This window comes from Aeromicrobium sp. 636, assembly GCF_024433585.1.
Taxonomy (GTDB): domain Bacteria; phylum Actinomycetota; class Actinomycetes; order Propionibacteriales; family Nocardioidaceae; genus Aeromicrobium; species Aeromicrobium senzhongii.
Genome location: NZ_WNJU01000004.1, coordinates 61,323 through 73,915, shown reverse-complemented (window position 1 = coordinate 73,915; position 12,593 = coordinate 61,323). Strand labels below are relative to the sequence as shown.

The window sequence follows — 12,593 nt, the reverse complement described above, 5'->3', positions numbered from 1 at the left end:
TGGATCCCATGACCGAGCGCGCAGGACAGCCGGCCGACGCCGGTGATCTCGTCGATCTGGCCCACCTCGTCACGGCGTACTACACGCTGAAGCCCGATCCGGAGGTCGTCGACCAGCGCGTGGCCTTCGGCACGAGCGGACACCGCGGGTCCAGCCTCGCCACGGCGTTCAACGAGGACCACATCGCCGCGACCACGCAGGCGATCTGCGAGTACCGCGCCCAGCAGGGCTTCGACGGGCCGCTGTTCATCGGGCGCGACACCCACGCGCTGTCCGAGCCGGCCTGGTCGACCGCGTTGGAGGTGCTGGTCGCCAACGACGTCGACGTGCTGGTGGACGACCGCGACGGGTTCACCCCCACCCCCGCCGTGTCGCACGCGATCATCCGCGCCAACCGGGGCAAGCGCACCGGGCTGGCCGACGGGATCGTCGTCACCCCCTCGCACAACCCGCCGGCCGACGGCGGCTTCAAGTACAACCCGCCCCACGGCGGCCCCGCCGACAGCGACGCCACCTCGGCCATCGCCGCGCGCGCGAACGAGCTGATCGCCGCCGGTCTGGCCGGGGTGAGGCGCGTCCCGTTCTCGCGGGCGCGCGCCGCCTGCCGGCCCTACGACTTCCTGGGCACCTACGTCGACGACCTGCCACACGTGATCGATCTCGAGGCGATCGCGGCCCACGGCGTACGGATCGGCGCCGACCCGCTCGGCGGCGCCAGCGTCGCCTACTGGGAGGCCATCGGCGAGCGCCACGGCCTGGACCTGACCGTCGTGAACCCCGTCGTCGACGGGACCTTCCGGTTCATGACGCTGGACTGGGACGGCAAGATCCGCATGGACTGCTCGTCACCCGACGCGATGGCCTCGCTGATCGCCCAGCGTGAGCGCTTCGACGTCGCCACCGGCAACGACGCCGACTCCGACCGCCACGGCATCGTCACGCCCGACGCCGGGCTGATGAACCCCAACCACTACCTGGCCGTCGCGATCGAGCACCTGTTCGGCGGTGCGCGACCGGGCTGGCCCGACTCCGCGAAGATCGGCAAGACGCTCGTGTCCTCGTCGATGATCGACCGGGTCGCCGCCGACCTGGGCCGCCCGCTGGTCGAGGTGCCCGTCGGCTTCAAGTGGTTCGTGCCGGGCCTGGTCGACGGCTCGCTCGGCTTCGGTGGCGAGGAGTCGGCCGGAGCCTCGTTCCTGCGGCGCGACGGCGGCGTGTGGACCACGGACAAGGACGGGATCATCCTTGCCCTGCTCGCCGCGGAGATCATCGCGACGACCGGCAGCTCCCCCAGCGTGCTGTACCGCCGCCTGGTCGAGCGTCACGGCGATCCCGCCTACGCCCGGATCGACGCCCCGGCCGACCGCGCCCAGAAGGCACGGCTGGCGAGCCTCAGCAGCGACGACGTCGAGGCCACCGAGCTGGCCGGCGAGCCGATCACCGCGGTGCTGACCGAGGCGCCCGGCAACGGCGCCGCGATCGGTGGCGTGAAGGTCACGACGGACTCGGCGTGGTTCGCCGCGCGGCCGTCGGGGACCGAGGACGTCTACAAGATCTACGCCGAGTCGTTCCGCGGCCCCGAGCACCTCGCCGAGGTGCAGGCCGCGGCCAAGGCGGTCGTGGACACCGCGCTGGCCGGCGCCTGAGTCAGGCGAACGGCCAGTTCTGGTCGGGGATCGTCAGACCCCGGCCGAGTTCGTGCGCCCGCCGGTTCCACTCCATCGTGCGTGCCGCGATCCAGTAGCGCTGCTGCGCCATCAGCATCGTCAGGCTGGAGGCGACGACCTTCGGGTACGTCTGGCCCATCGCGATCGCCAGCTCGCGGGCGGCCCGGGCGTCCTGGGCCGCGTCGTGGGCCTTGTCCAGCCGGACGCCGTAGTGCGCGGCGACGTCGCCCAGGCGGCGCTGACCGGTGCGCTCACGGTCGACACCCCAGTCGATGACGAACGGATCGACGACCAGCAGACGGTCCCAGTCGGGCTCGCCCAGATCGTGACGCACGGCCTCGGCGCGCAGCAGCGTCAGGTCGAACGAGGCGTTGTAGACGACCAGGCCGATCCGCCGTTGCACGAGGTCGTGCAGCCATGCCAGCACCGGGCGCAGCGCCTGGGCCGACATGGGCGACGAGGCGAGGTCCTTCTCGGTGATGCCGTGGATGTCGGCGGAGGACTCGGGGATCGGCACACCCGGGTTGACCATGCCCATCAGGTCGCCGCCCACGTCCGACAGCGCCGCGAAGCTCAGGATCCGGTCGCGGTGCGGGTCGACCCCGGTGGTCTCGAAGTCGAGCGAGGCCAACGGCTGGCGGTACCAGACGTTCGGGTCCTCTCGCGGCGGAAGAACGTTCTTGGCGCGCCGTCCCGAACCGGAGCGTGCCGGTTCAGACGTGGGGCGGGCGGACGCGTCAGGCATGGGGTGGATCCTCTCGGTGCAAATCGTTCGACTCGGCCGTCCCCGCAGGCGGGGCGTCCCTCTCGGCCAGCTCATTTCGCAGTTTCGACACCTGGCGCTTGCGCCGTCCCGACTCGAACATCAGGACGATCAGCGCCAGCGCGGCGAGCACACCGGCCACGGCGCCGAACAGTGTCGCCCACTGGAATCCGGGAGCATCGTTGACCAACTTGATCCAGCCGGCGTCCGAGGCGCTGTTCTGACCCAGACTGATCGACAGCGTCAACCAGTTCGGGGCGGCCAGCGCCACCCCCAGCACGACGACGGCGATCTTCCACGGCCACTTCAGGAACGGTCGCCGCGCCTGCCACGCGACGAGCACCGGGAGGAAGCTGAAGACGAATCCGTAGAACAGGCCCCAGAACACGCCGACGGTCATCCGACCGTCGACCTGATCGGCCACCCGCCGCGACCACCACCGAGGCAGTGCCGCGGCGAGCACCCCGTAGATCACCAGGGCGATCACGACGAGCGCGAGCACGACGACGATGCGCCGCACCCAGATTTCGGCTCCGGTCCGAGTCCCGGGGCCCTGCGAAGGCTGGCCGACATCCTGAGACTTCGCGGGGTCGGCCATGCGCCCATTCTGGCACTCCTGCCGGACACTTCACAGGGGGCCACCGGGTAGGGTTGGGCCGAACCCATGGTCCTCCTCGTCGCCCTGCACTTTCTCGTCGCAGCGGCGGCCCCTGCCCTCGTCCGCATGCTGGATCGGCGGGCCTTCCTCGTTCTCGCACTGGTCCCAGCAGCCTCATTCGTATGGCTCCTCGGACCCGTCGCCCGGGCGACCGACGGCGATCCGACCTACGAGCACCTGACCTGGATCCCGCAGATCGGCCTCAACCTCGATCTCGCGGTGACCGCGCTCAGCGGCATCATCGCCCTGCTCGTCACCGGCGTCGGCGCCCTCGTGCTCGTGTACTGCGCCTGGTACTTCCGCCCCCACGACGGTGAGATCTGGCGCTTCTCCGGCGTCCTCACGGCGTTCGCCGGTGCGATGCTCGGCCTGGTCCTGGCCGACAACGTCTACGTGCTCTACATCTTCTGGGAGCTCACGACCGTCCTGTCGTTCCTGCTGATCGGCCACAACCCGGAGCGGCGCGCCAACCGCCGAGCGGCGCTGAACGCCCTCATCGTCACGACCTTCGGCGGTCTGGCCATGCTCGTCGGGCTCGTCGGCCTGCACCTGCTGAGCGGGACGCCGCGACTCAGCGAGCTGCTGGCCGACCCGCCCGCCGCCGGACCGGCCGTCACCACGTTCGTCGCACTGATCCTCGTGGGCGCCCTCTCGAAGTCGGCCCTCGTGCCGTTCCACTTCTGGCTGCCCGGCGCGATGGCGGCGCCCACCCCCGTCAGCGCCTACCTGCACGCCGCCGCCATGGTGAAGGCCGGCGTCTACCTCGTGGCCCTGCTGGCGCCCGTGTTCGCCGACACCCCCGGGTGGCGCCCCGTGCTCGTGTCCCTGGGCATCGCCACGATGATCCTGGGCGGACTGCGTGCCCTGCGCCAGTACGACATCAAGCTGCTGCTGGCCTACGGCACGGTCAGCCAGCTCGGCTTCCTCGTCGCCGTCGCCGGCGCCGGTACCCGCTCGGCCGCCTTCGCCGCGCTGGCGCTGCTGTGTGCCCACGGCCTGTTCAAGTCGGCCCTGTTCCTGGTCGTCGGCATCATCGACCGCTCGGTGGGCACCCGCGACCTGCGTGAGCTCTCCGGTCTGCGCAGCGCGCGACCGGCGCTGTTCGTCATCACGGCCCTCGCGGCCGCGTCGATGGCCGGCCTGCCGGTCATGTTCGGCTTCACGGCCAAGGAGGCCGCGCTGGCCGCCTTCGTCGATCTCGGCACGGACCTCGGCCATCGCGGCTGGGGCGTGGCTGCGCTCGTCGGCATCGTCGTCGGATCGATCCTGACGGTCGCCTACTCCGCGCGCTTCGTCTGGGGCGCCTTCGCCGACAAGGCGGGCGTCGAGCCGTGCCACCCCCGCGCCTTCTCCGCCGGGTTCACCATCGTGCCCGGGATCCTGGCCGCAGCGAGCCTGGTCGCCGGCTTCGCCGGTCCGGCCCTGACGCCGCGGATCGCCACCTATGCCGACCAGTTCCCCGAGGGCACCCACCACGCGGTCCTGACGCTGTGGCACGGCCTCACCCCGGCCCTGGGCCTCTCGGTGATCGCCGTCATCGCCGGCCTGGCCCTGTTCATGTGGCGCCGACCCGTCGCAGCGGCCCAGCACGCGATCGTCGACCGACTGCCGATGCCGGACGCCGAGCGCTCCTACCAGGCCCTCATGCGCGGGGTGGACCGTCTCGCCGTCGAGGTCACCGGTCGCACCCAGCGCGGCTCGCTGCCGGTGTACCTGGGCATCATCCTGGTCACCCTGGTCGTCGTTCCCGGCACCGCGCTCATCCGCGCGTGGGAGACGCCCGACGTGCGCCTCGCCGACAACCCCCTGCAGATCGTCACGGGCCTGATCATGGCCGCGGCCGCCATCTTGACCGTGCGCTCGCGCCGCCGCCTGCGCGCGGTGCTGCTGCTGGGCGTCACCGGGTACGGCACCGCGATCCTCTTCGTCGCCCACGGCGCACCCGACCTGGCGCTGACGCAGGTCCTGGTCGAGACCTTCCTGCTGGTCACGTTCGTGCTGGTGCTGCGCCGCCTCCCCCCGTTCTTCAGCGACCGCCCGTTCAACATCGCCCGCTGGTGGCGGGTCGGCCTCGGCACGGCGGTCGGCCTGACCGTGTCGGGCTTCGCCTTCGTGGCCACCAACGCCCGCACCGCGACGCCGATCTCGGCCGGCTGGGCGGAGCCCGCCTACGAGTACGGCGGCGGCAAGAACATCGTCAACGTGGCCCTGGTCGACATCCGCGCCTGGGACACGATCGGCGAGCTGAGCGTCCTGGTCGTCGCCGCCACCGGCATCGCCAGCCTGATCTTCCTGTTGACCGACCGGTCGATGCGCCAGGTTCGCCCGCGCCGACTCGTCACGCCCGACTCCAACGCCTGGCTCGCGGCGAACCTGCACGACCAGCGGCGCTCGATCGTCTTCGAGATCGTGACCCGGCTGATCTTCCACACCGTCATCGTCTTCTCGATCTACCTGATGATCTCGGGCCACAACTCCCCCGGCGGCGGCTTCGCCGGTGGACTGATCGCCGGACTGGCGCTGATGGTGCGCTACCTCGCCGGTGGACGTGAGGAGCTCGACAACGCCGCTCCCGTCGATGCGGGCTTCGTGCTCGGCCTCGGCCTGGCGGTCGCGGCCCTCTCGGGCCTGCTGCCGACCCTGCTGGGCGGCGGCGTCCTGCAGAGCGCGATCGTCGACGTGCAGATCCCCCTCCTGGGCGAACTGCACCTCGTGACCTCGGTCTTCTTCGACATCGGCGTCTATCTCGTGGTGGTCGGCCTCGCGCTCGACGTGCTGCGCAGCCTCGGCAGCGGCATCGACGCCCAGATCGAGGACGAGGACGACGCCGCGGCCGACCAGAACACGAGCGAGGTGACCGCGTGACCGCGAACCTGATGCTGATCGCCGTGGTCGGGGTCATGGTCGGCTCCGGCGTGACCCTCGTGCTCGAGCGGAGCCTGACCCGCATCCTCGTGGGCTTCGTGCTCATCGGCAACGGCCTGAACGTGCTGTTCCTCGTCGTCTCCGGCCCGGCCGGCGCGGCGCCGATCCTGGGCCTGTCGGGCGACCCGATGGCCGACCCACTGCCCCAGGCCATGGCGCTGACGGCGATCGTCATCACGCTGGGCACGACCGGCTTCGGCCTGGCGCTGGCCTACCGCGCCTGGCAGCTGACCGGCACCGACGACGTCCAGGACGACCTCGAGGACGACCTCATCCGTCGCCGCGCCGAGCGCGACGAGGTCTCGACCACGTTCGACGACGTCGACGACACCGAACTTCCCGACGAGGGCTACGCCGGCGACGCGTCGCTGGCGCCCGATGACGAGGTGCCCGCATGACGAGCCTGCTGAACCAGCTGGTCCTCGCCCCCGTGATCCTGCCGCTCCTGGGCGCCGGGCTGTGTCTGGCGTTCGGTCGCTCGGCCGCGGCGCAGCGCCTGATCAGCATCATCACGCTCATCGCGGTCGTGGCGTCGGCCAGCGTGCTGCTGTTCCGTGCCGACCAGCACGGCCCGCAGGCGTTCAACGTCGGCGGGTGGCCCGCCGAGATCGGCATCAGCCTGGTCGCCGACCGGCTGAGCTCCCTGCTGTTGCTGATCTCGACGATCGTCACGCTGTGCGTGCTGCTCTACTCGATCGGCCAGGGCATCGTCGAGTTCGGTCGCGACGCTCCGCTGTCGGTGTTCTACCCCACGTTCCTGGTCCTGAGCGCCGGCGTCTCCAACGCCTTCCTCTCGGCCGACCTGTTCAACCTGTTCGTCGGCTTCGAGATCCTGCTCGCGTCCTCGTACGTGCTCATCACCCTCGGTGGCACCGAGGCGCGTGTCCGCTCGGGAACGATCTACATCATCGTCAGCCTGGCGTCGTCGGCGCTGTTCCTCATCGCGGTCGCCTCGGTCTACGCCGCGACGGGCACCGTCAACTTCGCCCAGCTGGCCCTGCGTCTGCCCGAGCTGTCCGACCCCGTCGCCACGATGCTGCAGCTGTTGCTGTTGCTGACGTTCGCGGTCAAGGCCGCCGTGTTCCCGCTCTCGGCCTGGCTCCCCGACTCCTACCCCACCGCACCGGCGCCCGTCACGGCCGTGTTCGCGGGCCTGCTGACCAAGGTCGGCATCTACGCGATGCTGCGCACCCAGACGCTGCTCTTCCCCACCCACGAGCTGCGCACCCTGCTGATGTGGGCGGCGATCCTGACGATGGTGGTCGGGATCATGGGCGCCGTCGCGCAGTCCGACATCAAGCGTGTGCTGTCCTTCACGCTGGTGAGCCACATCGGCTACATGCTGTTCGGCATCGCGATCGCCAGCGAGCTGGGCATCGCCGGCTCGATCTTCTACATCGTGCACCACATCACGGTCCAGACCACCTTGTTCCTGGTGGCGGGACTGGTCGAGTATCGCGCCGGGACGACCAACCTGGACCGGCTCGGTGGCCTCGCGCGCATGGCCCCGGTGCTCGCCATCATGTTCTTCGTCCCGGCCATGAACCTCGCCGGCATTCCGCCGTTCTCGGGCTTCCTGGGCAAGCTCGCCCTGATCGAGGCCGGTGTCGACGCCGGCGACTGGCTGGTCCTGGTCGGCGTCGGCGCCGCCGTCGCGACGAGCCTGCTGACGCTCTACGCCGTGGCCAAGATCTGGAACCGCGCCTTCTGGCAGCCGCTCGAGGATCCCGAGGACGACACCCCCGTTCCCTTCGACCCGCTCGTCCTGGGTGGATCGCTCCACGGTCGCAGCAGCATCTCGACGGCCACGCAGCGCGAGACCACGTGGAAGAACGACACCGAGGGCATGCGGCTCCCCGCCCGGATGGCCATGCCCACGATCGCGCTGGGCCTCGTGACCGTGGCGCTCACCGTCTTCGCCGCGCCCATGTTCTCGGTGGCCGAGCGTGCCGCCGCCGAGCTGCACGAGCGCACCCCGTACATCGAGGCGGTGCTCGGCGATGGCTGATCGGGTGCGCGGACTGCGCCTGTGGCACCTCCCGGTGATCATCTGGCTCACGATCGTCTGGCTGCTGCTGTGGGGCGCGGTGACCCCCATCAACCTCGTCGGCGGACTGATCGTCAGCGCGGTCATCGTGATGGTCTTCCCGTTCCCGCGCGTGTCGGTCGACGGCGCGCTCCGCCCGTGGCCCACCGTCGTCCTGCTGAGCCGTTTCCTGGCCGACCTCGCCCTGGCGAGCTTCAACGTCGCGTGGCTCGCGATCCGGCCGGCGACGCCACCGCCCAGCGCGGTGCTGCAGATCGACCTGGTCAGCCACTCCGAGCTGCGCCAGACCCTGACCGGTGAGCTCATCTCGCTGGTTCCCGGCTCGCTGCTGATCGAGCTCGACTCCGAGGGCCGGCGCATGTGGCTGCACGTCCTGGACGCCGCCACCCCCGAGCGCGTCCGTGCCGCGCGGAAGAAGGCGCGGATGCAGGAACACCGGCTGCTCAGGGCCATCGGCACCGACGCCGAGGTCCGCGAGAGCGAACGACGACTCCGGGAGGATGCCTCATGACCGTCGTGGCCATCATCTGCGCGATCCTGCTCGGGCTCACCGGGCTGCTGTGCCTGGTCCGCATCGTGCGCGGTCCCACCATGCTCGACCGCACCGTCGCGGCCGACGTCTTCACGGCCGCCTGCGTCGGCGCGATCGGCGTCGAGGCCGCGGTGGGGCGCCACAGCACCACGCTGCCGATCCTGGTCGCGCTGGCCCTGGTCGCCTTCCTCGGATCGGTCAGCATCGCCCGCTACGCCGCCTCGCAGGCCGCCGGAGGTCCGACATGAGCTGGGGCGACGTGATCGACGTCGTGGCCGGGATCCTGCTGGTCCTCGGCGCCGCGTTCGCGTTGGTCGCCGCCGTGGGCGTCGTCCGGTTCCCGGACGTGCTCACCCGTATGCACGCGGCCACCAAGCCGCAGACGTTCGGCCTCCTGCTGATCCTGGCCGGACTCGCCCTGCGCATCGACAGCATGAGCGACCTGACCCTGGTCGCCGTCGTCGCGCTGTTCCAGTTGCTGACGGCGCCGGTCTCGGCGCACATGGTCGCCCGCGCCACCTTCCGCACCGGCAAGGTCGACCGCAAGAAGCTCGTCGTCGACGAGGGCGACTGAGCGACGCCCTCAGTCGGCCAGGTCGACGACGACGGGCGCGTGATCGCTGGCGCCCTTGCCCTTGCGCTCCTCGCGATCGATCCACGCCCCGGTGACGCGCTCGGCGAGCGCCGGCGAGCCGAGCACGAAGTCGATCCGCATGCCCTTCTTCTTCGGGAAGCTCAGCTGCGTGTAGTCCCAGTACGTGTAGACGCCGGGCCCGGGCGTGTGCGGCCGGACGACGTCGGCGAAACCGGCATCGACCATGGCCTGGAAGGCGGCGCGCTCCGGGGCCGAGACGTGGGTCTTCCCCTCGAAGACGGCCATGTCCCAGACGTCGTCGTCCTGCGGCGCGATGTTCCAGTCGCCCGTCAGCGCGATGGGCAGCTCCGGCTCCTTCGCGAGCCACTGCTCGGCGGAGTCGCGCAACCGGGCCAGCCACTCGAGCTTGTACTGGTAGTGACCGTGCTCGAGATCGCGCCCGTTGGGCACGTAGAGGCTCCACATCCGCACCCCGCCGCAGGTCGCCCCGATCGCGCGCGGCTCGAGCACGTCCTCGAACATCGGCTGGTCGACGCCGAACGAGCGCTCGACGTCCTCCAGGCCGACGCGCGACACGATGGCCACGCCGTTCCACTGGTTGATCCCGGCGTGCACGTACTCATAGCCCAGCGCCGCCAGCTGCATCGCCGGGAACTGGTCCTCACGGCACTTGGTCTCCTGGATCGCCAGGACGTCGACGTCATGGCGCTCGAGCCAGGACGCCACCCGGTCGATCCGGCTGCGGATCGAGTTGACGTTCCATGTCGCGATGCGCATCAGAAGTCGACTCGCAGCGGGTACGCGGCGTCGCCGTCGGCAGAGGTGTTCACGCCCAGGACGTGGTGCAACTGGATCTCATTTCGCTCGAAGGCCAGGCGGGACCCGGCCATGTACAGGCCCCAGACCTTGGCACGGCCGAGGGTGACCTCGTCCAGCGCCTCGTCCCAGTGGTCCACCAGATTCTGACACCAGCCTGCCAGGGTCAGCCCATAGTGCTCCCGCAGGTCCTCGAGGTGACGCACCTCGAAGCCGGCGTCCTGCATCGCGACGACGATCGTGCCCACGCCGGTGAGCTCGCCGTCGGGGAAGACGTACCGGTCGATGAACTGACCGGCCGAGGCACGGCCCTTGTTGTCGGGCCGCGTGATGCAGTGGTTGAGCATCCGTCCGCCGACCTTGACCTTGCTGCGGGCGAAGGCGAAGTAGTCGCCGTAGTTGCGGACCCCGATGTGCTCGGTCAACCCGATCGAGCTGAGCGCGTCGAAGCCGGTCTCGGTCACGTCGCGGTAGTCGCTGTGCCGGACCTCGGCCAGGCCGGACAGACCCTGGCGCTCGTTCTCGGCCTGGGCCCACTGCGCCTGCTGCTGCGAGAGCGTCACGCCGATGCCTCGCACCCCGTAGTGCTGTGCCGCGTGCCGGACCATGCCGCCCCAGCCGCAGCCGATGTCGAGCAGGCGGTCGCCGGCCTTGAGGTCGAGCTTGCGACACACGAGGTCGTACTTCTCGGCCTGCGCCTCCTCGAGCGTGGCATCGGCCTTGGGAAAGACGGCGCACGTGTAGGTCATCGACGGGCCCAGCACCAGCTCGTAGAAGCGGTTCGACACGTCGTAGTGGTGCTGGATCGCCTCGGCGTCGCGGACCTTGGTGTGCCGCAGTCCTTCGAGCGCCCGTCGCCACCGGGGCACGTGCTCCTCGGCCGGGGGCGGCGGCGGCTTGAGGTTGCCGAACCCCAGACTGCGGGCGATCTGGACCATCTCGGTGGCCGGGGGCACCCGGAACCGCAGTCGGCTCATGACGGCCTTCAGCAACTCGTAGGGGTCGCCGGGGTGGACGCCCTCGATCTGCAGGTCGCCGGACACGTAGGCGCGGGCGAACCCGAGGTCCCCCGGAGCGGTCATGAGGTACGACAGGCCCCGCTCGTTGAGCAGGCGCAGGCGGATGGGCGAGTCCTCGGGGCCCACCACGCTGCCGTCGAAGGCCTCGAAGCGGACGGGCACGTCATCGCGCAGGAGGCGGAACAGCGCCTCGCCGATCGTCAAACGAGTCTCGGGAACGATGCTCATGAGTTCCTCACCGCCTTGTCGTAGAGGGTGTTCAGCCGCGAGTCGGGGTCGTACGTGGACCGGACCCGGTCCAACCCCGCCGTGTCGTAGAGAGCGCCGAACGTCTCGCGGTCGTAGAACGCCTCGGAGTAGAGCGACTTGTGCCCGCCCAGCCGGTGGACCTCGCCCTCGACCTTGCGGTTGACCGCGCCGGGCTCGGACCCGGCCGGGACCACGACGGTGCCCCAGAAGCCCACGTTGACGTAGACGTCGCCGGGCGTCAGGGGGTACGTCGGCCAGGCGCGCCGGGTCCGCAAGGGACACAGCCAGACCGGACGCATCCCCACCTCCCGGTCGAACCAGGTGAGGAAGTCCTCCAGCCGGTCCAGCGGCACCTCGATGTCCTGGATGACCCGCTCGCGCGCCGGCACGTGCTTGATTCGGTCCAGGACGCGACTGACGCCCACCGTGCCGTCGAGAGCGACGAGCCGGTGATACACGTCGCTGCGGCGCCACCGCCGCGGCCACAGGCGACGCACCGACGGGTTCTGGGCGCCGAACGCGCCCGAGCACCAGAACCAGTCGGTGTCCCAGCGCCAGAGGTAGTCGTGGATCGTCAGCACGTCCTCGTGACGCTGCCGGATCGAGCGGTAGTAGACGTCCTGGCCCGTGTAGTCGCTGGTCGGCAGATCGGTATCGGTGAACTGCGCCAGGGTCAGGTAGATCTCGTCGGGGCTGAATGCGGTGCCGTCCACGGCGTCGACGGGAATGCCGTCCCACCGGCCGGCGTCGGCGATCTCGGCCAGCGCCTTGACGACGTCGGCGGCTCCAGCGAACGGCACGTGCCGCAGCCGGACCTGACGCGGCGCCGGCTGCAGCTCGATCCTGAGCCGGACGGCGTACCCGAGGCTGCCGTAGGAGTTGGGGAACGCCGCGAACAGGTCGGCGTGCTCGTTGTCGGGTGTGGCGGTGACGATCTCGCCCGAGCCCGTCAGCACGTCCATCTCGAGCACCGCCTCGTGCGGCAGCCCCAGTCGCAGGGACGTGGACTCGATGCCCAGGCCGGTGACGGCGCCGCCCAACGTGATGGTGCGCAGCTGCGGCACGACGCTGGGCATCAGGCCGTGCGCCAGGGTCTCGTCGACGAGGCGCTCGTAGGTGCACATGCCCTGGACGTCGGCGGTGCGGGCGTCCGGGTCGATCGCGATGACTCCGTCCAGGCCCGAGACGTCGAGGCCCGGACCCGCCGACCGCCTGCGGGGACGGAACAGGTTGGAGGTCTTCTTGGCCAGCCGGACGGGCTGGCCCGGACCGATGGCGTCCCACGACGCACGAAGGGCGGCCACGGCGTCCTGATGCTGCGT

General features: G+C 70.5%; 12 protein-coding genes. 7 read left to right on the top strand and 5 right to left on the bottom strand.

What is annotated here, in order from left to right; all coding sequences use genetic code 11:
• The first annotated feature begins 8 nt into the window (after positions 1–8).
• A complete protein-coding gene (gene pgm, locus GL325_RS13175; RefSeq protein WP_187769850.1) occupies positions 9–1,646 on the top strand; it encodes a phosphoglucomutase (alpha-D-glucose-1,6-bisphosphate-dependent) in 1,638 nt (545 codons plus the stop codon).
• A gap of 1 nt (position 1,647) precedes the next feature.
• Here the strand turns inward: pgm and GL325_RS13170 are convergent, their stop codons facing one another.
• Together GL325_RS13170 and GL325_RS13165 are read right to left on the bottom strand one after the other, a co-directional pair.
• Positions 1,648–2,412 (bottom strand): exonuclease domain-containing protein, encoded by a 765-nt coding sequence (locus GL325_RS13170; protein ID WP_187411695.1) that lies wholly within the window; start codon positions 2,410–2,412, stop codon positions 1,648–1,650.
• Entirely contained in the window at positions 2,405–2,950 is a 546-nt protein-coding gene (locus GL325_RS13165; RefSeq protein ID WP_187411694.1) for a hypothetical protein, read from the bottom strand. The genes GL325_RS13170 and GL325_RS13165 overlap by 8 nt, the downstream gene beginning before the upstream one ends.
• A 144-nt stretch (positions 2,951–3,094) precedes the next feature.
• On the opposite strand from GL325_RS13165, the gene GL325_RS13160 reads away from it, so the two are divergent.
• The 6 genes from GL325_RS13160 to mnhG are packed head-to-tail and all read left to right on the top strand — an operon-like array spanning position 3,095 to position 9,166.
• Positions 3,095–5,953: a Na+/H+ antiporter subunit A gene (locus GL325_RS13160; RefSeq protein ID WP_187769849.1), complete on the top strand. Its 2,859-nt coding sequence runs from the start codon at positions 3,095–3,097 to the stop codon at positions 5,951–5,953.
• Positions 5,950–6,411 (top strand): Na(+)/H(+) antiporter subunit C, encoded by a 462-nt coding sequence (locus GL325_RS13155; RefSeq protein ID WP_223111302.1) that lies wholly within the window; start codon positions 5,950–5,952, stop codon positions 6,409–6,411. The genes GL325_RS13160 and GL325_RS13155 overlap by 4 nt, the downstream gene beginning before the upstream one ends.
• A complete protein-coding gene (locus tag GL325_RS13150) occupies positions 6,408–8,021 on the top strand; it encodes a Na+/H+ antiporter subunit D (RefSeq protein WP_230081298.1) in 1,614 nt (537 codons plus the stop codon). Before GL325_RS13155 ends, GL325_RS13150 begins: the two co-directional genes overlap by 4 nt.
• Positions 8,014–8,571: a Na+/H+ antiporter subunit E gene (locus GL325_RS13145; protein ID WP_154595957.1), complete on the top strand. Its 558-nt coding sequence runs from the start codon at positions 8,014–8,016 to the stop codon at positions 8,569–8,571. Before GL325_RS13150 ends, GL325_RS13145 begins: the two co-directional genes overlap by 8 nt.
• Positions 8,568–8,840, top strand: coding sequence for a monovalent cation/H+ antiporter complex subunit F (locus GL325_RS13140; protein WP_154595958.1), 273 nt, complete (start codon positions 8,568–8,570; stop codon positions 8,838–8,840). Before GL325_RS13145 ends, GL325_RS13140 begins: the two co-directional genes overlap by 4 nt.
• Entirely contained in the window at positions 8,837–9,166 is a 330-nt protein-coding gene (mnhG, locus tag GL325_RS13135; protein ID WP_187769848.1) for a monovalent cation/H(+) antiporter subunit G, read from the top strand. The genes GL325_RS13140 and mnhG overlap by 4 nt, the downstream gene beginning before the upstream one ends.
• Positions 9,167–9,175: 9 nt before the next feature.
• Here mnhG and GL325_RS13130 read toward each other — a convergent pair whose 3' ends face one another.
• From GL325_RS13130 to GL325_RS13120, 3 genes are read right to left on the bottom strand one after another with little or no spacing between them, the layout of a single operon-like run.
• Positions 9,176–9,964, bottom strand: a complete 789-nt coding sequence (locus GL325_RS13130; protein ID WP_154595960.1) for an exodeoxyribonuclease III — start codon at positions 9,962–9,964, stop codon at positions 9,176–9,178.
• On the bottom strand, positions 9,964–11,250 hold the full coding sequence (locus GL325_RS13125; RefSeq protein ID WP_187769847.1) for a class I SAM-dependent methyltransferase: 1,287 nt from the start codon (positions 11,248–11,250) through the stop codon (positions 9,964–9,966). Before GL325_RS13125 ends, GL325_RS13130 begins: the two co-directional genes overlap by 1 nt.
• The gene (locus GL325_RS13120) at positions 11,247–12,575 is read right to left on the bottom strand and encodes an FAD-binding oxidoreductase (RefSeq protein ID WP_255956220.1); all 1,329 of its coding nucleotides are present in this window, start codon (positions 12,573–12,575) and stop codon (positions 11,247–11,249) included. The genes GL325_RS13125 and GL325_RS13120 overlap by 4 nt, the downstream gene beginning before the upstream one ends.
• Positions 12,576–12,593: the final 18 nt, after the last annotated feature.

Bases quoted from the DNA above. Each gene is read 5' to 3' on its own strand.
- GL325_RS13170 (WP_187411695.1), bottom strand. From the start codon at position 2,412: ATGCCTGACGCGTCCGCCCGCCCCACGTCTGAACCGGCACGCTCCGGT.
- pgm (WP_187769850.1), top strand. From the start codon at position 9: ATGACCGAGCGCGCAGGACAGCCGGCCGACGCCGGTGATCTCGTCGAT.
- mnhG (WP_187769848.1), top strand. From the start codon at position 8,837: ATGAGCTGGGGCGACGTGATCGACGTCGTGGCCGGGATCCTGCTGGTC.
- GL325_RS13140 (WP_154595958.1), top strand. From the start codon at position 8,568: ATGACCGTCGTGGCCATCATCTGCGCGATCCTGCTCGGGCTCACCGGG.
- GL325_RS13150 (WP_230081298.1), top strand. From the start codon at position 6,408: ATGACGAGCCTGCTGAACCAGCTGGTCCTCGCCCCCGTGATCCTGCCG.
- GL325_RS13160 (WP_187769849.1), top strand. From the start codon at position 3,095: ATGGTCCTCCTCGTCGCCCTGCACTTTCTCGTCGCAGCGGCGGCCCCT.
- GL325_RS13145 (WP_154595957.1), top strand. From the start codon at position 8,014: ATGGCTGATCGGGTGCGCGGACTGCGCCTGTGGCACCTCCCGGTGATC.
- GL325_RS13130 (WP_154595960.1), bottom strand. From the start codon at position 9,964: ATGCGCATCGCGACATGGAACGTCAACTCGATCCGCAGCCGGATCGAC.
- GL325_RS13125 (WP_187769847.1), bottom strand. From the start codon at position 11,250: ATGAGCATCGTTCCCGAGACTCGTTTGACGATCGGCGAGGCGCTGTTC.